At 47.6% G+C, this 26,081-nt stretch carries 19 protein-coding genes; 4 read left to right on the forward strand and 15 right to left on the reverse strand.

Going from position 1 to position 26,081, the window contains the following annotated elements; genetic code table 11:
* The first annotated feature begins 69 nt into the window (after nucleotides 1-69).
* Nucleotides 70-966 (forward strand): LysR family transcriptional regulator, encoded by an 897-nt coding sequence (locus tag L4C36_RS17755; protein WP_428479139.1) that lies wholly within the window; start codon nucleotides 70-72, stop codon nucleotides 964-966.
* Between the two features lie 196 nt (nucleotides 967-1,162).
* Nucleotides 1,163-2,515 (forward strand): C4-dicarboxylate transporter DcuC, encoded by a 1,353-nt coding sequence (dcuC, locus tag L4C36_RS17760; protein ID WP_428479140.1) that lies wholly within the window; start codon nucleotides 1,163-1,165, stop codon nucleotides 2,513-2,515.
* 173 nt (nucleotides 2,516-2,688) lie between these two features.
* On the opposite strand, the gene L4C36_RS17765 is transcribed toward dcuC, so the two are convergent.
* The 3 genes from L4C36_RS17765 to L4C36_RS17775 all read right to left on the reverse strand — a co-directional run bounded on the left by L4C36_RS17765 (nucleotide 2,689) and on the right by L4C36_RS17775 (nucleotide 5,866).
* A complete protein-coding gene (locus tag L4C36_RS17765) occupies nucleotides 2,689-3,282 on the reverse strand; it encodes a hypothetical protein (protein ID WP_428479141.1) in 594 nt (197 codons plus the stop codon).
* Nucleotides 3,283-3,422: 140 nt separating this feature from the next.
* Entirely contained in the window at nucleotides 3,423-4,649 is a 1,227-nt protein-coding gene (locus L4C36_RS17770) for an RtcB family protein (RefSeq protein WP_428479142.1), read from the reverse strand.
* Nucleotides 4,650-4,705: 56 nt separating this feature from the next.
* Nucleotides 4,706-5,866 (reverse strand): slipin family protein, encoded by a 1,161-nt coding sequence (locus tag L4C36_RS17775; protein ID WP_428479143.1) that lies wholly within the window; start codon nucleotides 5,864-5,866, stop codon nucleotides 4,706-4,708.
* Between the two features lie 531 nt (nucleotides 5,867-6,397).
* Between L4C36_RS17775 and rtcR the strand changes: the two genes are divergently transcribed.
* Nucleotides 6,398-7,990 carry an RNA repair transcriptional activator RtcR gene (gene rtcR / locus L4C36_RS17780; protein WP_428479144.1) on the forward strand — a complete coding sequence of 531 codons (1,593 nt, stop codon included), beginning with the start codon at nucleotides 6,398-6,400 and terminating at the stop codon, nucleotides 7,988-7,990.
* Nucleotides 7,991-8,102: 112 nt separating this feature from the next.
* On the opposite strand, the gene L4C36_RS17785 is transcribed toward rtcR, so the two are convergent.
* The gene (locus L4C36_RS17785; protein WP_428479145.1) at nucleotides 8,103-8,321 is read right to left on the reverse strand and encodes a hypothetical protein; all 219 of its coding nucleotides are present in this window, start codon (nucleotides 8,319-8,321) and stop codon (nucleotides 8,103-8,105) included.
* A 261-nt stretch (nucleotides 8,322-8,582) separates the two neighbouring features.
* On the opposite strand from L4C36_RS17785, the gene L4C36_RS17790 reads away from it, so the two are divergent.
* Nucleotides 8,583-9,074 carry a peptidoglycan-binding domain-containing protein gene (locus tag L4C36_RS17790; RefSeq protein WP_428479146.1) on the forward strand — a complete coding sequence of 164 codons (492 nt, stop codon included), beginning with the start codon at nucleotides 8,583-8,585 and terminating at the stop codon, nucleotides 9,072-9,074.
* Nucleotides 9,075-9,416: 342 nt separating this feature from the next.
* On the opposite strand, the gene L4C36_RS17795 is transcribed toward L4C36_RS17790, so the two are convergent.
* From L4C36_RS17795 to tssF, 11 genes are all read right to left on the reverse strand, one after another.
* Complete coding sequence (locus L4C36_RS17795; protein WP_428479147.1) at nucleotides 9,417-9,635, reverse strand: hypothetical protein; 219 nt, start codon at nucleotides 9,633-9,635, stop codon at nucleotides 9,417-9,419.
* 248 nt (nucleotides 9,636-9,883) lie between these two features.
* A complete protein-coding gene (locus tag L4C36_RS17800) occupies nucleotides 9,884-10,768 on the reverse strand; it encodes a LysR family transcriptional regulator (protein ID WP_428479148.1) in 885 nt (294 codons plus the stop codon).
* 245 nt (nucleotides 10,769-11,013) lie between these two features.
* Nucleotides 11,014-11,712 carry an ankyrin repeat domain-containing protein gene (locus tag L4C36_RS17805; RefSeq protein WP_428479149.1) on the reverse strand — a complete coding sequence of 233 codons (699 nt, stop codon included), beginning with the start codon at nucleotides 11,710-11,712 and terminating at the stop codon, nucleotides 11,014-11,016.
* Nucleotides 11,713-12,143: 431 nt separating this feature from the next.
* Nucleotides 12,144-12,575: a hypothetical protein gene (locus tag L4C36_RS17810; RefSeq protein WP_428479150.1), complete on the reverse strand. Its 432-nt coding sequence runs from the start codon at nucleotides 12,573-12,575 to the stop codon at nucleotides 12,144-12,146.
* Nucleotide 12,576: 1 nt separating this feature from the next.
* On the reverse strand, nucleotides 12,577-16,839 hold the full coding sequence (locus L4C36_RS17815) for an RHS repeat-associated core domain-containing protein (RefSeq protein ID WP_428479151.1): 4,263 nt from the start codon (nucleotides 16,837-16,839) through the stop codon (nucleotides 12,577-12,579).
* Between the two features lie 19 nt (nucleotides 16,840-16,858).
* Nucleotides 16,859-17,803, reverse strand: coding sequence for a hypothetical protein (locus L4C36_RS17820; protein WP_428479152.1), 945 nt, complete (start codon nucleotides 17,801-17,803; stop codon nucleotides 16,859-16,861).
* An 81-nt stretch (nucleotides 17,804-17,884) separates the two neighbouring features.
* The gene (gene tssI, locus L4C36_RS17825) at nucleotides 17,885-19,747 is read right to left on the reverse strand and encodes a type VI secretion system tip protein TssI/VgrG (RefSeq protein ID WP_428479153.1); all 1,863 of its coding nucleotides are present in this window, start codon (nucleotides 19,745-19,747) and stop codon (nucleotides 17,885-17,887) included.
* A 127-nt stretch (nucleotides 19,748-19,874) separates the two neighbouring features.
* Nucleotides 19,875-20,354, reverse strand: a complete 480-nt coding sequence (locus L4C36_RS17830) for an Hcp family type VI secretion system effector (RefSeq protein WP_428479154.1) — start codon at nucleotides 20,352-20,354, stop codon at nucleotides 19,875-19,877.
* A gap of 244 nt (nucleotides 20,355-20,598) precedes the next feature.
* Nucleotides 20,599-23,199 (reverse strand): type VI secretion system ATPase TssH, encoded by a 2,601-nt coding sequence (gene tssH, locus L4C36_RS17835; RefSeq protein WP_428479155.1) that lies wholly within the window; start codon nucleotides 23,197-23,199, stop codon nucleotides 20,599-20,601.
* Between the two features lie 36 nt (nucleotides 23,200-23,235).
* On the reverse strand, nucleotides 23,236-24,255 hold the full coding sequence (tssG, locus tag L4C36_RS17840; protein ID WP_428479156.1) for a type VI secretion system baseplate subunit TssG: 1,020 nt from the start codon (nucleotides 24,253-24,255) through the stop codon (nucleotides 23,236-23,238).
* Nucleotides 24,252-26,081, reverse strand: a complete 1,830-nt coding sequence (gene tssF / locus L4C36_RS17845; protein WP_428479157.1) for a type VI secretion system baseplate subunit TssF — start codon at nucleotides 26,079-26,081, stop codon at nucleotides 24,252-24,254. The genes tssG and tssF overlap by 4 nt, the downstream gene beginning before the upstream one ends.

A 26,081-nucleotide genomic window follows, 5' to 3' on the forward strand; every position in this document is an offset into this window, starting at 1 on the left:
ATATATTACTTAGATAAATTAGACAAAAAAGTTCATAAAACTGCGCGTTACTGTGGAAAATACTGACAGATGAGATTAAGAACAACGATTGATCAATGGCTTACCTTGCAAGAGATTGACCGCCACGGCAGCATTCAGGCCGCAGCGGCACACTTAAATAAAAGCCATACCACCTTGATTTATGCGGTACGAAAACTGGAAGACCAACTGGGAGTCACACTGCTGACAATCAAAGGACGCCGTGCCGTGCTCTCTGACGATGGCAAAGCCTTAGTGCGCCGTGCCAGCACAATGTTGGAACAAGCCCGCGATTTGGAGCTGATGAGTCAGCAACTCTCACAAGGGATTGAATCTGAAATCACCATTGCGGTGGATCACCTGTGTGATCGCCAGTGGCTGTATGCCCCATTGGCGGCTTTTCTCGCCGACAACACCACAACCTCGATACAGATCATGGAAACCTCCCTGTCCAGTACCACCGACGCGGTCATGTCAGGTAAGGCTGATATCGCCATTATCAACTTGCCGATCACCAACTTCCCAGCAGAAGCCATTGGGGTGGTCAGCTTGATCCCTGTTGTCGCCCAACACCACCCTTTAGCGCAAAAGCCGGACTTGCAGATCAGCGATCTCACGAGCGAAACCCAAATCGTGATCCGTGATCTCGGTGTCGCCCCTAAGCAAGCAACACGGGATGTGGGCTGGCTGAAATCCCAGCAGCGGATCACGGTGGATAATTTTGACCACGCTTGGCAAGCCGTTAAGGCGGGTTTAGGGTTTTGTCGCTTGCCGCAACATTGGTTAGATGCGATGGGACAAGCGCCTGTTGTACCGCTCGCGGTGGCCGAAGCCCATCGCTATCAGGTGCCCATCCACGTTACATTACCGCTCGGGGTAAAAACCGGTCCGGCGGCCAAACAGTTGTATGCGTTGATTTGCGCGCACTCTTCCCCCTTTAATATGTAAGGGAATTGTATTTTCCCACCATAAACTTTGTTTTTACTTTTGGAGTAAGTCGTTATTGAGTAAAGCATTTTTTTGATGGGGGTCATGATTGTGTAAAGCATCGCCTCACCATGACAAGTTGTGATCGTTTATGAAAAAACAATTAAATAATATAGCTATCAGTAATTAACACTCAACTTTGACTGGAGCTTTTTAAGTGGTCACTATTTTTAGCCTTGCTGTCATCTTCTCTGTCGGGACGCTGATATACAAAAAGTTTAACCCACAAACCACCTTGTTACTCGGCGGTATCATTATGATGGCTGCCGCTATCATTACCCAGACCGGTACCCCGCTGGCAGAAAGTGCCTCAAGCGGCAATTCATGGCTGGATATCTTCACCTTCATCAAAAATACCACGTCTAAAACCGTCGCCGGTTTGGGTTTGATCATCATGGCCGTTGGCGGTTTCGCCAAGTACATGGATCACATCGGTGCATCGCGCGCGTTGGTAAACATTGCGCTCAAGCCATTGGGGTTCTTTAAATCACCGTATTTGGTAATGGCGCTGGGCTACATCATCGGCCAGCTCCTGAACATTTTCATTCCAAGTGCTTCTGGCCTTGGTCTGCTACTCATGGTAACGCTGTACCCGATTTTGGTACGTTTAGGCGTCAGCAAAATGTCCGCGGTGGCGGTTATTGCGACCACAGCCTGTTTGGACTTGGGGCCAGCATCTGGCAACGCTAACTTGGCAGCGAAAACCGCTGACCTGTTAGTCACCGAATACTTCTTTGATTACCAGCTACCGGTTGCCGTTGCGACCATGCTGACTATTGCCGTGCTGCACTTCTTTGTTCAACAATGGTTTGATCGCCGTGACACCGACAAAGGACAGGTTGATATTCAGGAAGAAGAAACGACTGTTGCACCACCAAAATTCTATGCCTTGCTACCGATGATCCCACTGGCATTGATCATGGCATTCAGCCCAATGTTGTTCACTGCTGTTAAAATTGACGTGGTAACCGCCATGTTCATTTCGATTGCGGTTGCGATGTTGTGTGAAAGTAAGCGTCACGGTGCGCGTAATGTCTTTAAAGATATCTTCGTGTACTTCGACAGCATGGGTAAGCAGTTTGCCCGCGTGGTAACCTTGGTGATTGCCGGTCAAGTGTTTGCGCACGGTATGAAAGTGATCGGCCTGCTTGATAGCGTGATCAATTTGGCGATTAACGCCAGCATTTCACCGTCACTGATGATCATCTTAATGGTACTGATCATCACACTTGCCGCGATTTTGATGGGTTCGGGCAACGCGCCGTTCTTCTCGTTCGCTGCGATGGTGCCAGATATCGCGAACAAAGTCGGCATTAACGCCGTCGCGATGCTGATGCCTATGCAGTTGGCATCGGGTATTGCGCGCTCAATGTCACCGATCACCGGTGCGATTGTTGCGGTGGCTGGTGTTGCCGATGTATCACCGTTTGAGCTAGTAAAACGTACGGCTATTCCTATGATTGGTGCGTTGATTGTATCAACGGCTATGTCTCTAATTATTGGCCTGTAATCACTGCTCTTTATTCACAGGCTTATGGTCATCTGGCATTGATTAAAACATCACGATTGCCAGTGACGTAAACCGTATAACGCAACATGCCGACAGGGAAACCTGTCGGCATGTTTTTTTATCAGCATGACCCTTATGTGCGATGTCGTAGAAACCGCTTGGTGACGAGCGCGTTAATAACTCAGCTGAAACTTGACCGCCCCACTGTCCACATCCACCGAATCATCGGATTCCAACTCCCCGCCCGCTTCCACGGAAATACTGAAATTGTCTGTAGCGTTAAATTTGATGCCTCCGCCAAATTCGGTCGGATCAATCGCATCTTTATCTTGATACACACTGTGGCTATCTTTCATCCCATTACTTACAGGGCGACTCCCCTGCCCATAAAACTCCACCGCCTGATTCGCCAGTTTGGAATTATTAATAAACACCTCACCCAATGGACGCTCTGCGGGTACAGCATCTTGCGGTGGTAATACAGGGTCTAATACAGAGGCGTCTGATAACGATGACGTGAGTGCTTGTGACGGGGATTCTTGAGACGAAAGAGCTGGAAGATCCTCCGCATTCGAAGCGGATTGTGATAACACATCGGATAAGGCGGGAAGAGGGGCTGTTGTTTCCACATCGCTCAGCGAAGCAGAAAACGGAGCAATGCCGGTATCACTCGTCGGAGACGTTTGAGCATGCGCCTGACTACCCGCCACCTGAAGACCCATGCAAAGACAGGCTGTCACAATCACTATACCGGTTCGCTTATCCATACCCTTTCTTACGCCTTCTCCTTGATAATATAACGGTTATCATATCGCGAACCGCCGTCGTTTGCAGCAAGGCGACGGCAAATCAAACAGAGACGCGTATCCAATTCCTGATCTCTTAATTAGTGGGTTAGCGTTTCGGCTTACCCTTTCACACAGACCACTTGCTTGAGGGTATGCACGACTTCCACTAAGTCACTTTGCGCCGCCATCACATCATCAATGTTTTTGTAGGCCGCTGGGATCTCATCAATCACGTCTTTGTCTTTACGGCATTCCACGCCTTGGGTCATGGCTGCTTGATCTTGCAGGGTGTACACCTTCTTCGCCTTGGTACGCGACATCACCCGTCCAGCGCCATGGCTACAGCTGTTAAAGCTCTCAGGATTCCCCAATCCACGCACAATAAAGGAACACTCACCCATGTTACTGGGAATGATCCCCATCTCACCTTGCTGTGCACGTACCGCCCCTTTACGGGTCACGTAGCAATCTTTACCAAAGTGATGTTCACGAGAGATATAGTTGTGGTGGCAATTCACCGCCATTTCACTGGCTCTGAAGTTCAGCCCTAGCACTTTGCGCAGCGCAGCAATGGCATTGACCATCATGATTTCACGGTTTTTACGGGCGAAGTCTTGTGCCCACTCTACCGCTTCCACGTAATCATCGAAGTACGCACTGCCTTCCTTTAAATACGCCAGATCTTGATCCGGTAATTGAATTTGATGACGCTCCATCTCCTTTTTCGCCAGCGCAATAAAATACGTCCCAATCAAGTTACCCACGCCACGGCTACCGGAGTGCAACATGATCCAAACCGCATCGTTTTCATCAATACACAATTCAAGGAAGTGGTTGCCCGTGCCCATCGTCCCCAAGTGATTCACATTGTTAGATTTACGAATTGTGGGGTGTTTTTCACAAATGCGCTCAAACCGGGCCTGCAAACTTAGCCATTCTTGCGCCACAACCGGCGGCACGTCCCCCCACGCCCCTTTATCACGGCGGCTATTGCGGGAAACAGTGCGACCATGCGGCACCGCCGCTTCAAAAGCCGAACGGACACCGCGTAAATTATCCGGTAAATCGCTCGCGCGCAGGCTGGTTTTCGCCGCGACCATACCGCAGCCAATATCGACTCCGACGGCCGCAGGGATCACCGCATCTACCGAGGGGATCACGCTGCCTATCGTCGCCCCTTTCCCTAAATGCACATCGGGCATCACCGCGATATGGGAATGGATAATGGGCATGGTCGCGATATTATCAAGCTGTGCTCTCGCGGCATCTTCAAACGGCACGCCTTGGGTCCATGCTTTAATCGGTGTCTTACCTTCGGCTTCAAAGACATTAAATTTTTGACACATCACATTTCCTTATTTTTCATTCTCTTCGTTTAGTCGATCAAAACAGCAACGTGTTTTTACGCCAACTTCACGACGCCTTGCATTAAGCCATCTAACCCACCGTAAACGGTCAAGTTGTTGATTTTCTCAGACACCTTCTCTAACGCTTCCAGCTCTTTTAAACGCATTAAAACAGGATTGTTTTCCATGACTTTCGCTGTGTTATGCAAGCTGCGGGTGGCCGCTGTTTCTTCGCGACGCTTGATCACATTGGCTTCTGCGGCTTTTTGCGCTTCCACCACTTGATTCAAAATCGCTTTCATTTCGCCGGGTAAAATGATGTCTTTCACCCCAACGTTCTCTAACGCCACCCCTACCTGCGCCAATGGCTCAATCACCCATTCACGCACGGTTTGGTTGATATACAACTTATCCAACAGGATATCATCCAAGGTTTTGGTACCGACCGCCTCACGCAATGCCAACTGCAACCGCTGATACACAAAGTCGTCGATACTCTCTACTGTGGTCGCCGCCAACATAGGATCACTGATCCGAATATTGGCACTCAGATTAATGCGCAAACTGACGCGATCTTTACTCAAAATCTCTTGTCCACTCACTTCAAAGGGACGTGTACGCAAGTCAAACTGACGCACGTCGATATCATGCATAAACTGCCAATACCCGTAATGCCCCGGCTGTAAGGTGTGTTGGTACTGGCCATCAAAGAACACTAAGGCAACTTGCTGTTTATCCACCCGTATACTTCTCATTGGTTGAATCGCATGCGTGCTACCACTGTGGATCAACGCTGGGGCGGTATTTTTGTTCGAGCGCTCAATATCGCGCAGCATTGCGCCCTTTACCTCGACATCGTCTTCTACATTCACGGGATCCAAGCGGTATTCCCCCGCCGCTTTCCACACATAAACATGTTCGTTCGGCGCGACAATCCCCAGCAAAATATCGTTGAAGTACAACAGTCCCGTTTCAGTGGGTGACAATTTCCAATGCAAGATATCGTCTTTCAGCGCCGCACCTTCACGATACAAACGGATGATGTCGGCATCCGAGACAAACACCGCATTAAGGCTGATCAACTTGAAGCGTACTTTATCCTTGAAATCCCAGAACCTATGTTGTCCAACAGGCAACACGGTTTGAAATTGTTCATTTTTAAATAACAAAGCACGTTGGCCTTCCGTTACCGTGATGGTTTTTTGATATTTTTTCATCGTCACTTCCTCGTGTTAAACCAACAAAGTTAAATCGCTTACTAAACAGGGCCGACTAAGGGGGGAGAAGCGGGGAGCATTTACGCTTGCCGCTTCCCCTGAATCAGAGGCGCTGTTTATCCATTGGCAATTCACGTTGTTGGCGTGTTGCAATTAAAACGTCATGATCATTAGGTCATTCAGGACGGGAATCGAACCCGCTACACACAAATTATTCATTTGCCGCTCTACCGATTGAGCTACCTTATGTTTGGGAGTTGAACCCAAGCCTTAAAAGGGCTTACCTTGTGTGACGGCATACGCAGTCGCATCGCTTAGCGCACCGGGGTGAACGTAGAGTCACCATCAATCACGACATAGCTATACCAAATTGCGTGCCAATATCGACAATCACAATAAAAATAATTTTAAATGACTGATTATTAATGGTTTTATTTTTATTTTTTGTTTTTACCCGCCCATTTACTGGTTTTTGCATCGAGAAAAAATTAGTCTATACGGATACGTTTTTATCTATATGGATATGATTAAATGCGCAAAACCGTCGCCGTCAGTTTACTGGGTACGCAACTTGATTTTGTCGGTAAGCGGTGTGATCGCTGGCGACGATGGCGCCCCAATGTCAGCTTATGTAGCCAAGAAGAAGTGCAGATTGATGAGCTGCATTTATTACACAATCATCACAGCGGTCGACTTGCCAACCAAATCGCCGACGATATTCACCGAGTCTCGCCCGAAACCACGGTTATTCTTCATACCGTTAACTTTACTGACCCGTGGGATTTTGGTGAGGTGTACGCCACGTTGTTTGATTGGTGTAAAAATCATCAGTTTGATGGCGAGCAGCAAGATTTGTTGTTCCACATCACCACGGGGACTCACGTGGTGCAAATTTGTGCTTATCTGCTAACTGAAAGCCGCCATTTCCCAGGTCGATTAATCCAAACCTCGCCGGATAAAAACGCCAGCAACCGCTCCGTGGGGCGCGTGCAGATCATCGATCTCGACTTATCCCAATATGATCAATTGGCCAACCGCTTTGATATTGAACACCAAGAAGGGAGCGCTTTTTTAAAGGGTGGGATCCATACGCAAAACGCGGCGTTTAACCGCTTAATCGGTGAAATAGAGAAAGTCGCGATTCGCTCTCGTGAACCTATTTTGCTTACAGGGGCAACGGGAGCGGGGAAGTCACAACTTGCTTCTCGTATTTTCCAGCTGAAAAAACGCCGCTCGATGGTGGAAGGGGAATGTGTCTCGGTGAACTGCGCCACCCTGCGCGGTGATAACGCGATGGCGGCATTATTTGGTCACACAAAGGGCGCCTTTACAGGGGCGCTGAAAGCCCGCGATGGTTTCTTACTCACGGCCAATAACGGCGTGTTATTTCTTGATGAAGTCGGTGAATTGGGGTTAGAAGAGCAAGCCATGCTGTTGCATGCTATCGAACACAAACAGTTCTTCCCCGTTGGCAGCGATAGCACCGTTCACAGTGATTTCCAGCTGATCGCCGGTACCAACCGCGATATGAAGCAGATGATCCAAGAAGGGACGTTCCGGGAAGACTTGCTGGCACGGATCAATTTATGGCACTACACCTTGCCTTCCCTGCGAGAACGGCGTGAAGATATTCCTGCCAACGTGGAATTCGAGCTCACCCGCTACATGGAGAAAAACAACCATCGCGTGCAATTTAACAAAGAGGCGAAAACCGCTTTTCTGACGTTTGCACAATCCCCCGATGCGCTTTGGTTAGGCAATTTCCGTGACCTAGGCGCCGCAATTACCCGCTTATGCACCCTCGCCGATCAATCCCGAATTTCGGTTTCCGACGTGCACGCTGAAATCGCCCGTTTGCAATTAGCATGGAGCGAACCAAGTTCGGCCCCACCAACTCAAGCGCTTGAATGCTACTTAGAAGACAGCACACAATTAGACAATTTCGACAAACAGCAACTGAGCTATGTGCTTTCCGTTTGTGAAGCATCAAACACGCTCGCAGCAGCAGGGCGTGAACTGTATAACATCAGCCGACTGACTAAATCATCAACCAATGATGCCAGCCGCTTACAAAAATATTTGGCCAAATTTGGGTTAGCGTGGAAGGCAATAAAATCGAAATAATGTATTCGCGTAAGTGGGTATAAAAGAAGAGGGCTGGATGGATTATTGATGGTGAGAGATATTGGGTGTGTCGCCACGAGAAAGGAATTCGCTCATCCTTGAGCATGATAAATCACTTCGCGTGCTCTACGGTTTCAGTCGCTTGAGAAGCATTCGCGCTATTGATAATGTGCCCTGTCGCCACGCCTTGAGTGGCTTGTTCCATCGACATCCCAGCCGTATTCGCTTGTTGGATAAGGTCACCGTTTAGACCATTATTTGAGCCTGCTGAACCTGCAGCAAAAGCAGAAAGAGAGAAGATGGAGAGAGCGATAATGAATGCGTTTTTCATAAGATGTACCTTCTTCGTTTGAATGATTTCGAGGTTATTTGTTTTTAGAGGCTTTCCCCTCTCGACATGAATAAGGTTACTGTGATTTGCATCACATGTAGAGGAAACCCTGACTTTCCACTTTGGAAACCAGAGTGATATACATCGCAAAGACAAACAGGGAAAATAAAGACGACCCATCTTCCTTATAACATAATCAACCAACCTAAGTTGATTTAACTTATAAAAACAACATTAATTAAACCGTGGAAAAACAAATTAATGCTCAAAGCAATATTATATATATTCTTATCATTATCTCTTATACTCAACACCTGCCTTGCTAATGAAAACGCAAAGAAATCAGGCATCAGCATGACAAACCAATATTCCGAACCGTATGTCGGATATAAATATGTCATTGAATATAATGATGAAGAATTTGAAGGTGTTACAGACAGTGATGGGATCATTCCACTAAAAGGGATGGATGGAGAAAAAGTCATGATTCGCTTTTATGGCGAAGGTATCAATGATCATGAAAATTACTCAAAAATACAGGTGCTTGTTGGCGGACTTAAAAGTCTTGAGACGGTGGAAGGCTTACAGCAACGTCTCAATAACTTTTACTATTATCATGGAAAGATAACAGGTGAAATGGATGAAAATACGATTAAAGCCTTAAAAAAATTCCAACACGATAACAACCTAAAAGTCACCGGCATGCTCGACCCTGAAACTAAAAAAATCATTGCTGAAAAAGAAAAACGTTAACACCCCCATCAAATTTATATTTACCCAATCATCTCCCTCTTCAGCGAGAGGGAGATAGCATCCCAATAAAAATGTCATTACATAGCAGACCACGAATTCAACCACTATTCTACAACTCTCAGCTTCATTTCAAATGTTCAATAAAACTTTCGATTAACCCCGTGATGATAAGTATCGTAGATATCTGTGAGTTGTTTTAAATTTTAGGCATAAAAAAACTAGCCATTGGGCTAGTACGTGAAGTGTAAAGTGATCTTTTTAAGATCTTGTCATCATCGATCTCTGCCCTATCTGTCTCATTATTAAGAGAAGAGGGGTTTGCTCATCCTTGAGCATGATAAATCACTTAGCGCTCTCTACAGTTTCAGATGCTTGAGACGTATTCACACCATTTGAAATATGACCCGTCGCAACGCCTTGAGTGGCTTGTTCCATCGACAATCCAGTCGCATTCGCTTGTTGGATAAGATCACCGTTTAGACCGTTATTTGAACCTGCTGAGCCCGCAGCAAAAGCAGACAAAGAGAAGATGGATAGCGCGATGATAAGTGCATTTTTCATAATATATACCTTCTTCGTTGTTTGTATGTAGAGGCTTTCCCCTCTCGACATGAATAAGGTTACTGTGATTTGAATCACATGTAGAGGAAACCCTGACTTTCCACTTTGGAAACCAGAGTGATACACCTCACACAACACCTGTATACAGAATGAACAGACAATACAAAGGCGAACGAAAACAAGGGTAATGTTTGCGGTAAAATATTAACGCGCGTTGAGAAAACGAATTCGGGAGTGATAAGTAAGATTCACACTTTCGTTTGATTAAGCACGCGATTGTAGGCTTGGAATAGCCACTCCTTTTGTGGATCATTTTGCTTTGCACGATGGTAACTCATCACGCAATTGATTTTGAGGTCGGATAAAATCGGTAACGAGATAGCACGGCAACCACTAGGGATAAGTCGCGACATCGTAAATGAAAAATGATCCGATTGACGGACGATATTTTCAATAGCAGATATATTCTCGACTTCCACGCAGGGCGTGATTTGATACCCAACACCGGATAAGCGTTCAAGAATGGGGTAACGCACGTCATTCCAACCGGGATTTCGCGTGATCACAAAAGGATATTGAATCAGCTCATCGATGGTTTGGGCGGGGTGTGCCTCTCGCACATAAAAGGTAGGAGTGAGTTCGCAAATCGGTTTTTGTAGAATAACCTGAGGCAACGTATCATCATAGGTATTCAATAAAACGGCATTCTCCCCTTCCACCAGACGCGCGCGCGCCTCTAAACTCCAATTACGCATAGAAATTTTAGCTAATGGCGCATCTTTCCGTAACTCCAGATAAAGCTTGTCGCCAAAGTTATCCCAGAACAGCGCGTGTCCATAAAGGATAATTTCCTGCTTTAATGTTTGCGGAGAAAAATCACTGTGGTGAATGGCATCGAATGTCGTCAAGATATGCTCAAAATGAACAATGTTCGTATCCATGAACAAGGTAGGCTCAAAGCTATACCGCCCTTGAATGAACAGAGGATCGTCAAAATGGGTCTTCAACTTAGAGAGGATTTTACTGATCGCGCTAGACGTTTTCCCTAATGCATCAGCGACCAATTTAACATTGCGTAATTCATACATTTTCACCAAAACATAAATGCTCTGTATGTCTAAATTATGCCCCATATACCTACTCACTGTTGATTTACCTACCTAGAATATATATTTATAGATAGCTAACTCAAAATCAGTCGTAACATACTGTGATGTGTATTGCAGCTTTAGTGGATTGCCCGTTAAAACCTATACACTGAACCGTCTAAAGCCAATATGTGGCACAGAAAAACCCCAACACAAAAAATCATTCATGAATCGAGAGCGTTTGAACGCTCTCTTTTTTATACTTAAACCACTATAATAAAAAATTACTACTACCGCCCCTCGGCAGCCCATTTCGCGCGAATTTCCTTTGGTGAGGGAGGCGGAAACTTAACGCCACGATCTATTAATTGTTGCTTGACCTTCACCGCCCATTTATAGGCGTCGGTTTCCTTATCTAATAAAATTTTGCTTAAGCTTTTATGAATTCGCCAAGCCATATCAGATCCAGTCGGTGTACGTTTTGTATGATCTGCACCTAACTCCATTAAATAATGAGCAATTTCATATTGACCAATATAGAGTGCATGATGTGCACTATTTACCTGTCTTTTGTTGGATAAGTTGATATCAGCCCCGGCTGCAATTAACATTTTGATCTGTGACCAGTTAGACATACCTATTGCATCAAACAAAGCAGGATAACCATTTGAATCCAGTGAATTAGGGTCAGCGCCGGCTTGTAACAAAATTTCAAGCATCTCATCATCATTGCCACCTGCAACCATTCCTATTGGCGTATCGCCAATAGGATCAGGAAAATTGGGGTCGGCTCCTAATTGTAACGCTAGCTTCATCGCAGGCTTATCTTTGTTTATAATCAACCAAAACAAAGGTGTTATGCCTTCTTTGCCGTGAACATTCAGCGAAACACCATCACTGATTTTTTCCTCAGCCCGATTTTTATTGCCACTTTGTATATCTTGAAGTAATGCAACCATTTCAGGTTGGAAAAAATCAGATGCTTTCATATCTACACCCTCAACATTGCATGCACTCAGCAGCCCTGCGATCAAAAGTGTTATTGACTTTAAATAGCGGCGAATATTTAGCATTTTAACCATCTACAAAATATTAACGAGATACTCATCTTAAATAGAATCCAACTATGGTTTTAAACTTCTAATTTATGCCTCGCGATCCCGTATCATGAAGCTATAGAGGCTATTGCTGAGTTTAAGGCATAAATAATCATAACCATCTGGTTTACCAACAAGTGATAGAGTATAAAACCTTCACGCCCCCGTTTATTCTCCAAAAAAACCAGATTACTTAAGCTGCTTTATGCCTGGATTTTAAAGGCTTCACATCCAGTATAAAAAATGGGCATGATAGTACCGATGAATATATAGAACTGTAACTTTTCACACAACTATAAATACCAAAATAAAAATTCATATGGTTATAACTGATAAACTGTCATATCGCCTTTAAATCGATCCCAATCACCTTGTCTAAATGCAGAGATCGCTTTTTGGTCTTCATCTCCATCATGAAATCCTGTAAGAGTAATTCCTAAATTCAAAAGTACTATATATCCATAACATTCATATGGATGGCCATCTATTTTACAAAGGGTTTTAAAAAATTCATTTTCAAAATCCAACTCTATATCATTAACAATAAACTCATCARAATATTCAGGTAGTAACGTATATTCACGAACTAATTCATTAATAGTATCGCACCTAACAATACATCCATCATAGTGGTATTCAATTTCACCTTCATTATTCTTACGAGTTCTAATTGGTTGACCAAGAATTTTAATAATATCATTCTCTGACATCCCAAATTTTATAGACCCAATGGATTTGTATGGTATTAATTTCATTTTATTTCCCTTTTTTATTTAGCATACCTTGAGATTTAGCATACCCTAACATTTCTTTGATAGCTTTATTGTATTTAGTTCGACTACTCGAACCTTCTAATGACGCACGTCGAACATCTCGTATTTCTTTTGCCATTGCTCCTCGCATATCGCCTGAATTAATCATCTCAGTAATTTCAGAGCGATAGATTGCACCAGCACGGCCGTTTCTACCATTACTGCTAGTTAAATGATGGTCGAAAGGATCCATCTGGATAGCTGGCCCATCATTAGGATGTACCGATAAATTAGATTGCTTAGCTGGCATGTGATGCGAATCTAACCCATCCCCAACAGGCTTAATCATATCTCGATGAGAACCGCCTCTATACTTATTGACACTCTTAGTAATTTTAACTAATTCTCGCATAATTTCAGGTGAATCAACTAGCTTAACTCCATCTATGATCGCATTTTTTGCAAAATTTGCGGCTCCCGTTGGAGTAAGGAGCGTCGCATATCGTTCTAACCCTGCAACCGCTTCATACGCTTCCATGTCGGCACGGTCTATAGGATCAGCACGCAAGAAAGGAACTGAACTAATTTCACCGTAAATGATTTCCATCGTCGTATCACTAACGATAGTTTTGAAAAAACCTCTTGTGGCAGACCCTTTTATCGGTTCAAAAGAGCCAAATTCACCAATTTGCATTGATTTTCCACTCGTTTTTTCTTTTTCTTCCTTACAACTCAACCCTAACGGATCCACCCATTGCACGGGATTGGGGGCATATTGGTAAGGGTTGATGCCACCGAGTAACCCAATCGGGTCTTGGTGGATGAAGCGGCCTACTTGCGGATCGTAATAACGGAAACGGTTGTAATGCAGGCCAGATTCTTCATCCCAATACTGGCCCTGAAAGCGAAGCGGATTGGGGATGTGTGCAATACTTGGGGTGGCGACACCCTGCACGCTGTAATCTGCTTGCCAGACAATCTCGCCGTGTGAATTGGTTAATGTCAGCGGGGTACCGAGATGGTCGAGGTGGTAGTGATACACCTGTCCGTTCGCCACCAGCGCGACGGGTTTAAAGCTGCCCGGCTCATAGAGGTACCACGTAAACTGCCCTGCGCAATGTTCACCGATGAGCTGATCGCCATCCCACAGGTAATCAATCTGCTGACGTTCGCTGATTTTAGCACTGCGTCGCCCTAAAGCGTCGTAATGGTATTGGGTGTATTTTCCGGCTTTTTTGAGGCTGATGAGTTGATTGAGCCCGTTGAAACACCGCTGCTCATTCCCTTGTGGCCCAAGGGTTTTCGTTTGGTTACCAAACGCGTCGTACCGAAAATAGGCATCATGCCACTGTAATAACTGATCCCGTTCGACGTTGATCCACGGCGCGGTGTCGTCCTCGCTATGGTCTCGCGGGTTCTGCCCATCACGCGGTAACGGATTACCAAAACTGTCAAACGCAAACAAGGTTTCTGCCTGAGCGTGTCCTGACGGCAATGGCACGGCGCCCTGCGTGAGTTGATCCAACACATCAAAGCCATATTCACTGTCACCCCGTGTGCTGTCTTTAATGCCCACCAGTTGATCAGCCACGCTGTAGTGATAATCACGCTGATGGTCAGGGTGTGCCGGCGAGGTGAGCCGCTGTTGCTGCAGTCGTCCTTGTCGATCAAAAACGTGCTGACTCGTCACGCCACTGGCCCACTGCCGCACCGTTTCGCGACCACTGCTATCAAACTGACGCGTAAACACCGGCTGTTGTTGCCATGCCATGGCGATCAAGCGGCCTTGCGCATCGTAGCGGTACTCGATGCGTTGTTGATCGGGCAATACTGTCGACGTGCGACGCCCTGCATGGTCACACTCATGTTTCACGCACCAGTTGTCTTGCCACACATCGCTCGGTTGCCCGTTGGGGTGATACTGTATGCTCACCTTTCGCTGAGCATTGTTGGCATGTTTGATGCGCCCAAGGGTGTCGTAGTGAAAATGATTCGCATGGGTTAGGCCATTCACACTGCAACGCTGCTCAAGCACACGTCCGCACGCATCACGGCGTAAATGGACAAAACGATCGCCATTTTCCGCCACGCTGATCAGGTTGCCCTGCCCGTCATACTGGTATTGCTGGGTGCGGCCATCAAACCCAACCGTCTGTGTGACCCGTTCCTCACCGTCATACTGCAATGAATACGTGACACCGTCACTTCGCGTGATCGCGGTGAGATTGCGCTCTTTGTCGTAGCCAAAGGTTAACGTGCTGCCGTCAGGGCGAATATGCTGCGTCGGCTGAGCTAATCCTTCATACGCTAGTCGATGCGTGCGCCCCAAGGGATCAGTCATCGTGATTGGCCGACCCGCCCAATCATAACTCAACGAATAATGACGACACTGATCGGCCTGATCATGAGGATACTCGCTGATCTTGACGATCAAGCCGGATCGATCACGCTCATACTGTGTGACCCAGCCATCGGGACTTATGATCCCGTTCATTTCCCCTAACGCATCGTAGCTGTAACGGGTGATTGCTTCGCCTTGTTGCTGCGCAGTAAGTTGGCCTTGAGCCCCCCACCAATAACGTTGATCCTGACCGTCGGATTGTTCAATGTGGATTACGCGCCCGTGGCGGTCATAGTGGTACTGTTTTTCAAGGCCACCGGGCAATTGCTGACTCAGTAACCGCCCGAAGCTGTTGTAATCATTCCGCCAAACGCGATTTTCCCCGTCAGTGATCTGAATGACTTGCCCTAAGCGATTGTATTGGTAACGGGTGATACCACCATCTGGTGCTTCCTGCTCACTCAGTTGGCCGTAAGCGTTATACCGGAAATGCGTCACACCACCATTGGGCGTGATGTCGGCCACTTTGCGTGATCGACTGTCGTAACGGTACGCCCAACGGTGCCCAAGCGGCGAAACTTTGGCTAATAAGCGACCGTCACGATTGTGCTCAAAACGCCATTCATTGCCCAAGCTATCGGTACTGATCGCCACATGATTGGCTTCCTCGTAGGTGAAACGGTAGTGGTAGTGCCCTTCATCCCCCCACTGGGCAATGCACTTCGCACGCGCTCCTCGCCCTTGCCATTCAAAATAATGACGAAAGCCGGAAGGACGGGTTCGCTGAACTAATAAGTGGTTGTCATAACGGTATTTTTCAACGTGTTGCTGACGGTTGCTGGCCTCACACAAGTCCCCTTCCGCGGTGTAATGGTAATGTGCGAGCACTACCGCGTGGGTGATCCGGCCTTGCTCATCGCGCGCATTGGGGGACGGACTCTGTACTTCCGTCAGACATCCCCCACGATCATAGCGAAACTCTAATTGCGCTCCCCCATTGGCAGAAATACCAATTAAGCGCCCGCCACTGGAATAACTGAGCGTATATTGCAGGGTTTCACTTTCACGAATACGGTCCATCACCCAACGGCCTTGCTGCTGGGTAAAGCGCAGTTGGCGGCCATTTTGGAGGGTGAGCCGATACACGCTGGGGGCATCATGCAATAAGCTGGCACCAGCAGTCAGGTGATAACTGATCTTGCCGACCGCCACAGCGGGAAAAACCAATTTGTCACCCTGATGATCGACAAAGTGCCACGCTATTTTCCCCGTATCTTCATCCGTAACAGGCGTTAGCTCACCGTGAAAATTACTGCGCCAACCATAACCTAACCCCACATTTTGTTGGCTCAGGCTGGAACGGTAGGTGCGCTGCCAATGTATCGCCGCACTGCCCGTTAACACGACATCAGTCAGGGTGAGGATTTCTTCTCCCGTCGCCATCGACACCGGATCACCACAGTAGGCCATTTCATCCGGTGAAGCGGCGACGGGGCTGTCAGTCACACTGTTTTCACCGGTACCGGCAGCCGGACTGTCATCGCGCCCCCCTTGGGTCGTGACGGTGCGTTTCGCACGCGGCGCAGGCGGGGCTTTCGGTGGCGCGTGCACAACCATTGGCTGAGCGACCGGCACCTCATACACACTCAGCGTTTGATCAAATAACGCTTGGGCAAGGGTTTCTTTCACTTGGGCAAAAGCACGGCTACCCATTGAGCGCGCACGCACTTCGGCTGAAAAATCCAATAATCCTAATACCGCCAACAGATCGGCTCCCTGAATGGGACGTAGGCGAGAAAATTTATCGATATGCAGACGGGCTAGCTGCAAGGTGTGAAAATGCACCGCTTTGCCTCGCCCCTGTTTAGCAACCGTGAATCGGTAAGCTCTGCCATCATTGGCTTTTAGTTGCAGTAGTCCGTCCATGTTTTTCCACAATCATCCACTAAGGTTGCCACGAATAGAGGGCCGCACCGCGATAGAGCACTTCCGAGCTCTCTAGCTGCAGTGTGGGGTGGCGGTATTCCCCCCGCCGATAACGTTCATACAAGTGCAAAAGGTTATATAAGCCGGAACACGCACCTAACTCACCGACCACAGCGCCGTTCATGACAAAGCGGGTATATCGCCCTACGGCGCGATCCAGATGGTGATACGCCATCGCCCATTCTTCATTACAGTTCTCTCCCCCCAAATAAGGCGCATAAAACTGATGAATAGGAAGGCCACAGGCGTGTTGATAACGTGAAAATAAGGCTCCAACCGCCGCATGCGCGGTATGGGTGGCTTTATCTTTGGTTAGGGCTTCATAAGAAAACCACTCGCGCTGTAACCCTTCTGACGCGGCCGATACTTTTACCAACATGACGCTGTCTGTGGCCGTAATGCTTGAGACATGATCCGCCGAATCGGCATCGAGAAGCGGTGACAGCGGTTCACACAATCGGGGATCACAATCCACCGCCAATACCCACACGTAAGGCTGGTCGGCCAATAACGCGTCAATACGCTTCCAGGCCAATAACATGGCGCCTCGACCGTATGGGTACAAATAACAGGAAGGGTGGGATGACAACGCCGGAATCGCCTCACAGACACTGCCAAACAAAAGAGGATGTTGCGACTGATCGATACTGCCTAATTGCGGTAACAACACAACGACCGGTGCCGCATGCCATTCAATGGGTTGTGTTTGCAGCGCATGTGACAAGAGAGCGGTCAAACGCTGTGGAACCGGGCTTGCCGCTATCGGGATCATGGGGGACACCCGTAAACTGCTGTCACCCAACATCCTAAGATGCGGCGGCTCAGCGGGCATGTCGCCAAAGCCTAATAACTGTTCACTGTCGTGATTGTCACCAATCCAAATGCTGTGTGGCTCAATCACCATCGCCTTTGCCCTCACTACCGCTGTTGCGATCTGATCCTATACTGCTGGGCTTTCTCGCCATGCTTGTTTATCGGTGTGGTGTTAGTTCAACGCAATAGATCCGGCTTTAAGTGCAATCGTGCTACCGTTGATCGATATACTGTTACCTTTAATATCAACCGTGCCATCGCTAGACAAGGTGATGGTCGCGCCACCGGATTTCAATACAATCTTGTTCCCCGCATCAATCACCAACTCTTTACCGATGGTTTCGGTTTGGTTGTTATTCACGGTTGAAGTCAGGTCGTTTTGTACCGTTTGCTGAACATTGTTATCCACGTTCAGCGTGAGATTATTCATGATGTGCTGCAGCGCATCATTTTCGATTAAGACTTGCTGATCGTTTTCAATGTGGGTGTGATGATCTTTCTCGGCATGGATGTAAAACAGCTCTTCGCCTTTTTCATCATCAAACCGGATCTCATTGAAATTGGCACTGCTGCCTTCTTTGGTTGAGCGGCTTTTTATCCCACTCACGGTTTTCTGCGCAGGCAGATCGTAAGGCGGATTATTATCACCGTTATACAGTGCGCCACTGATGATCGGCTGATCCGGATCACCATCAAGAAACTCGACTAAGACTTCTTGCCCCACTCGTGGGAAGAAGAAAGCGCCCCAACGGTTACCCGCCCAATTCTGCGCCACTCGGATCCAGCAGGAACTGGTACTGTCAGCGGCCCCTTCGCGATCCCAATGGAATAGCACTTTCACGCGCCCGTATTTGTCGATGCAAATTTCGTCGCCTTCATCGCCGGTCACACGGGCGGTTTGTGCACCATAGACACGCGGTTTAGGCGTCAAGAGTAAGGGACGGTATAGGGTTTCTTTCGGCACACAGGTAAACTGGTTTTGAACCGTTTGGTAAGCATTTTTGCTCGCCCCAGTCTGGCTGGTAATGGACACTTCCATATTCAGCTGGGTGATCAGAAAGCTTTTCCCTTCTAAACGCTTATCTTCATGAAACTTGAAAGTAAAAAACTGCCCAGCATTAAAACTGCGACAGTTACTGCCACCAGAGGACAATTCCGCGTCGCGTTGCAGCGCATCAACCGTCATATTGGCCGCATTGGTGGCCCGTGTCAGAAACTCTGACTCGGCCAAATATTCATAGACTTCCGTCTGGCCCTGCTGCGGAACCAACGCCGCATCCACACATTGCCCCTGTGGCTTACTGGTTGGTTTGATGAAATCGTACCCTTGTTTCACACTGCTGCCAGGCACCACTTCCAGTCCGCTTGACCACGTGTGAATATGAGATTCCGCCAAACTGCCAGAGGTAAACGCAACCTGCTCTTCCGCGCAGGGGGCATACGCCGTTAAATCATCGGCCAGTATCAAATAATGGGCGTCTTTTTCGTGCTGGAAGAAATAAAATATCCCTTCTTGCTCAAGCAGACGGTGAACAAAATCCAGATCAGATTCATGATACTGCACTTTGTAATCGTAAATAGGGTAGGTCTGTATAAGTTGGGTCTTCACCCTCACGCCATGCTCAGCCAAAATGCCTTTTACAATCTCAATCACATTGAGTTTTTGAAATATACGGCAATTACTGCGTTGTGAAAGGAATTGACAGCCCGGACTGATCTCTAAGACATAGTCCTGATATTTTTCGCCTTCTGCCATCGACGGTACGCGACTGCCTGCAGAGCGAATAGCCGTCACAATACCGTTATAGTATTTTTCCACTACGGCATCGTCGATGGTATTAAGAAGGGTAATTGAAACGGACTGACCAATTATGTCATTTGCACTGATTAATTGGCCATTGGTATAGACATGTGCTTGAATAGAAAAAAGCATGGAAATCCCTTCTTGGATTTCCGCTTTGGTAATATGAAAAACATCTTTGCCTAACGGCGTTTCAATTTTTAGAATGTTATTATCTTGTGACGCTTTTTTCATGGGTATTCTATCCAAGCCACTGCTTTATACCCAAACAACCTCAAGACAGTGTATTTTTTAGTGAGGGCGCTTGGGTATAAACATAAAGTACGGGATAGAAAACCTATCCCGTAACCATTTTGTATGCTTACATTTTCTGACCAAGTACACCGCTGTAGCCGTATACGAACTGGCCATCATTGTTGTTCTGATCGTTAGAAGGAAGCACGGTCATTACCATTTCAGTGTAAGAAATGGTGATCGTTTCTACTGGGCGGTCGTCTTGGATAGACACGCTGAAGTTAGAGATCATGGCATCAGTCAGTTTGATGTTCATGATTTCTTCTACTTTATCACCCTGCTTAGTGATGTAGAAAGTCGCTGGTACACCTTTACCAATCGTTGCTTCTTGGAATAACAACGTTGAAGAACGGTCTTGCAGCTTAGTGATTGTCAAATCGTATAGACGTGCAGCACTGGCTTCACGGTCGTGAGACGTACCTGTGTAAGACGTGATTTCACGACCAACGCTCCAGTCAACAGACAATAGCGTGATTTTATCTTTGAAACCTTCAGCGGTCGCCTCACCTCTAATTCCGTTATAGTCCAAGTAAGTATTCGATTGCATGCTAATCTCCTGTAGCATTAAGAATTTACCCTGAGCGGGCATTGTCGCCATTAACGATTTCGTCTGACAATATATCAATGACTAATGGTGCGTATCATTAATGAATCACTTACTAAGCATTCAATGAATATGACGTATTCACCATTAGACCTCACTTATTATCCCTGACTAATTCGCTATAATTAACCAAAGAAAAATCGGATTATGAATTGCCTCGCAATTTATTCATGTATCCGGATACATCTCAGTGAAAATTCACCTTGTATGTGCCATTTTCCATATCGACCAATATGTTATTAAAGCAAGATTTGTCAGCCAATCGAGACAGTATTTCTGCTGACAACATAGGCAATAGGATATTTTGCAAATTGTTTTGAATGGCACGCGCCCCTGAATTACTGTCAAAACAGTTAATATTCAAATAACTAACAACTTCGTCAGTATATTCAAAGTGCGCATTATGGTGTTCTTTCACCCGTTTACCAATACGTCCTAATTGCAGATGAATAATATTGGCCAGTACCTCTTGCGTAAGAGGAATATAAGGGATCACATTAATTCGGCCTAAAAACGCCGGTTTAAAGACTTTCAGCAAGTCATCCTGCAACGCTTTTTTCAGCCCCTCAATGGACGGTGCGGTTTCTTCATCATCATACAACTCGATGGTGGTATCGGTGCCGACGTTCGAGGTCATGATGATGATGGTGTTTTTAAAGTCGATATCACGGCCTTCACCGTCTTTGATCGTCCCTTTATCAAACACTTGATAGAAAATGTCCTGCACCCCGGGGTGGGCCTTTTCCATCTCATCCAGCAAAATCACACTGTACGGCTTACGGCGTACCGCTTCCGTCAGGATCCCGCCTTCGCCAAAGCCCACATACCCCGGGGGTGAGCCCAACAACAGTGACACCTTGTGCTCTTCTTTGAACTCCGACATGTTAATCACAGTGACGTTATCTTCACTGCCGTACACCTGCTCAGCCAGAGCCAAGGCCGATTCTGTTTTACCTACCCCACTCGGGCCCGTCAGTAAGAACACCCCGTTTGGCTTACGTTCATCACTGAGTTGCGCACGGGCGGTTTGTGCCACTTTACTGATCAAATCGAGTGCATGATCTTGACCAATCACGCGCGATTTCATGCGCGCATCTAACGTAAGAATGCTTTCGATTTCGTCACTTTGCATCCGACCAAGCGGGATCCCCGTCCAGTCAGAAATCACTTCAGCCACCAGCACTTCGTCAACTTCCAAGAACACCATCGGATCGCTGTTCTCGCCAAGGCTTTGCTTAATGCTCTGCAATTGCGTTTTATCGTCGGCTTCGTTCTCTGACTCTGCCGCCACCAAGCTATGCAATAACCCTTTGGCTTGCTCAACCAGACCGGATTCACTTTCCCACTGTGCTTCAGCCAGTGCCAAATCAGCACGAATTTGCTCACGCTTTTCCGTTAAGGCGTGGAGCTTTTCACTGTGGTCTGTGCCTGTGATCTGCTCTTTTTCGAGGACCGCCATTTCATCCGTCAGTTGTTGCTGATGACGCGTCAGATCTTCCACTTTCCCCGGCATACTTGCTTGGCTCATGGCGACACGCGCACAGGCGGTATCCAGCAAGGCCACGGCTTTGTCCGGCAGTTGACGGCCATTAATGTAACGGCTAGACAGTTTCACGGCGGCCTGTAAGGCATTATCCGTGATCACTACATTGTGGTGGGCTTCCATCACTGGCAACAACCCACGTAGCATCACCACGGCGGTCGCTTCGTCCGGTTCTTCCACTTTCACCACTTGGAAGCGGCGTGTGAGTGCGGCATCTTTTTCAAAGTATTTTTTGTATTCCGCCCACGTTGTAGCAGCAATGGTGCGTAGCTCACCACGTGCGAGCGCCGGTTTAAGCAAGTTAGCGGCATCATTTTGCCCTGCTTGCCCACCACTGCCAATCAAGGTATGCGCTTCATCAATAAACAAAATAATCGGTGTCGGCGAGGCCTTTACTTCTTTGATGATGGTTTTCAGGCGGTTTTCAAACTCGCCTTTCATGCCCGCACCGGCTTGCAATAACGCCAAGTCCAACACGCGAATCGACACGGTTTTCAGTACATCCGGCACATCGCCTTGACTGATCCGCTGCGCCAACCCTTCCACCACGGCCGTTTTCCCCACCCCAGCTTCACCGGTTAAAATCGGGTTGTTCTGACGACGACGGGTCAGAATATCCACCATTTGGCGAATTTCGTTATCTCGTCCCAAAATCGGGTCAATCTCGCCCGCACGCGCCTGTGCGGTCAGATCAATCGTATATTGATCCAGTGCCTGCGCATTGATGGATGATTGAGCTTGTGCGTCGCCATCGCTGGCCGCGGAGGTCTCACCCGATTCTGCGTCAATCGCAGGCCAGCTGATCAATAACTCTGCCGGATCAATCTGTCCCAGTGAACGCACATTGCGTAGCACCAGTGATGCTAAGCTGTCATCTTTAAGCAGGGCATAAATCAGGTGCACACTGCGGATCTGCGGATCACCAAAATCAATGGTGGCCGCCATCCAAGCGGCACGTAACAAGGCGACAATATGCGGTGACAATCCCGGTGTGCTGCTGTTACCCGTACTCAGTTTCTCTAGCCCTTGGCGTAACTCGTTTTGTAGCGCGGGCAAATCCAAATGAAAGTGCGTGGTAATACGCACCAAATCCCCTTGTTGGTCATCCGCCAACACGGCTAACCAATGCTGGATTTCGACACTAAAATGGCTGCGGCTGTTACATAACGCTGCCGCCGCTTCAAGCTGACTTTTACACTGTGGCGATAATTTATCGACTAACGACTTCAACGTCATTGTTGACATGGAACACTCCCTTATTTTCAATGCTTCGCATCACGCTTAGCGCGTATGATTTCCAATGCGTTCACTCCGCGATCCCACCGGGATGCGTAATATTTGATCCTTGAGCTGGTGGTTACTCATTAATGCCCCACCCAGCCCTAAGCCCAACCCTTTGCCGTCCAAGCTCGCAACAGGCAGGTTTTGGTAAGTGGTCACTAAATACCAATCGACGCTGATCGCTGGCGGAACGTAATGCGCCACCACGCTTTGCAGCGTAAAAAACATATCCCCCCGGCTCATCAACGCCGTCGCCATTTGGCGATCACTCGCTTTGATATCAATATCCAACGCGGACGATAAATCCCACGACCGTTGCCCTAGCATGCAACTGACGCCGAGTTGGGCATGTTGGCCTTCTGGCTGCAACGAGGAACCCAGTCGGCTTTGCTCTTCCGGCTCTAGATGGATCCAACGCCCGACAAATTCATCCACTGTCACCGTACAACCACTGATCGCTTCCAAGGCTTGTCGTAAACTTTGGGTGTTGCGTACCGGGTTGGCAAACAAGCCCCCCAAATACACATCCAGCGGCTGAGTCGCCCCGGTTAATGACTGCAACACGGTATCAATGGAAGAAGACTGCCCACTAAGGTATCGCTCGTGCTGAATGGGATACTGATATTTTTCCCATGCGCGATAACGCAAGGCGATCAAACGGTGATTAAACAAGTCAAAGAATTCGCGTATCGCCACGTCTTTTAAGCGCGAACGCTGCATCACGGTTTCCGTGTAATGGCGCGGCAGCACCCCACTGGGGCCGGTTAGCCCCATGAAATTCACGGTCACATCCAACCGGTCTTTGCCGTTGAGATTTTTGGCTTCCTTCACCTGCTCAATAGCGGCTCCGGGGAAGCCTAAGTTTTGCGACGCTTTAAACCGGATCCGCTCATTGACGGGCAAGGTATCGGTTCCAACTTCACTTTCTTCATGATCGTCGAGCATCGCCCGTTGTAGGGTGTACACCGCACGGTAAAAATCATCGTGGTCGATCTGTTTAATGAGTTGACTGATCTTCACAATAACGCCTTGCCCCCAGCACTGGCTGGCCAGCGATAAAATCGTTCCGATTGCCCACGAAAACGCACGCTCAAACGGATAAAGCTATTAATGGCGGTATATTGAGAGAAAAAGTGCGACAGCACACAACCAAAGAAAAACAAATTGGTGCCTGACAGTTCAATACTGCTGAACTCCAGTTCAATATCGGAACCGTGACAAAAGCCCACACGACCATGTTTGACCACCCGCGCATTGGCCGGTTGGATCTGCATATCGGTGATTGCTTCTATCAAGGCCTTGCTCTGTGGCGTTTGCTCAAAATCGTACAGTTTCAAGGTTTCTTTCAATACATCCAGCCCGTGCTCGCCGGAAAAGTGATTTAAGGTCAGATGCTTGGCAAACTGCCAGCGGGTTTTATCTAACAGTTGAGGGCGTACCGGTTGGGTCGGCGCGGTTAAGCACCGTACTTCTTTCAATTTATCGGCGCGTCGCACAATGTTCATGGCAGGTTGTCCACCGCCAAAGGGCAAGCGCACGGGTAAGTTACGGTTGCTGCATAAGGCATTGACGGTCACCAGCCAATGTTCGGCTTCATCGACTTCCACACTGCGCGCATTCGGATCCACAATCGACAGGTAGTTTTCACAGCCCGGTTCATCATGCCCGCCCGCCCAATTGGACTGCTCACGGCGTAACGCCCAGAACATGTCATTCTCGGTCAGGTAATTCCCCATTCCTGTGCCGTAGAAAGGCGCAATGTTGATCTTGTTTCGGTGTTTATCGAGTGCACTGACTTGCTGCACCTGTATCACTTCACACACCTCTGCTTCACCATAATTGGGGATCAGCGGGTATTCGGTTTGTACGGGTTTGAGCTCGATGGGTTCAAGATCTTGCGAAAACAAATTGATGATCGGCGTACAACCGAGCAAGACATGATCCTCTGTCACCTGTTTAGGCAGAAAATCATCGCTCTCATCAAAATAGATATAGAGATCGATTTCATCGCTATCCCCCAACCAATGGGGATCTAAATCAATCAAATCGAAAAACAGAAATTTTTCAGGGAACAAAAAATGCTCAACCAACAACCGGTAACCACTGAAGGTCCGCTTTTGATACGGCACGACTTCATGCTCATCCTCAAACCCCACCGCGGCAATATGGCGACTTTGTAAGTAGTGGGTTGCAGTGTTCGACCCTTTCGGCGCAATGGCAATCCCCGTGGTCGAACGAAAAAGGCGTTGATACAGCGCGTAGCTAATTTGCTCCTGGCCGTTCAGGTAAAAACGGAGTTTGTTTATCCCTAACGTACTCAAGCGCGTGTTATCAAACTCACAGCTTAAGGTCAGCTTCAGTACCGATTGGGCGGATTTTTGAAAGTTCGCTTGCGGGGCTTTAAACGGCGCATTCTCAAACCGAGCTTGTGTCACTTCCACAGGCCAGAGTTCAGTGTCGTAGCACGTGGTAAAGCGGCAGGTTTTGAATCCTTCAACCCGGCTTTCTACTGCGCTCCCTCTTGGCAATAAAAAACCGTTATCATTGATGTTCTGCGTCGTCATTTTAATGATGGACATCGACGGGATCGTGGCATGGTAATCGGGGTATAGCTGCCCCAGTAGCGCCTCCGTCAACTCCGGAAAACTGTCATCGAGACAATAACGGGTTTGCGCCGTCAGTAACGCAAAGCTTTCAATCAACCGTGACACATGCGGGTCTTCCACATGCTCATCACTCAGGCGTAATCGCCCTGCCACCTTCGGATAGCGCTTAGCAAAATCCGCCCCTAAGTGGCGAATATACGCCAACTCACGGTTGTAATATTTAAGAATTTCATCACTCAT

The organism is Photobacterium japonica, assembly GCF_050337005.1.
Classification (GTDB): Bacteria; Pseudomonadota; Gammaproteobacteria; order Enterobacterales; family Vibrionaceae; genus Photobacterium; species Photobacterium japonica.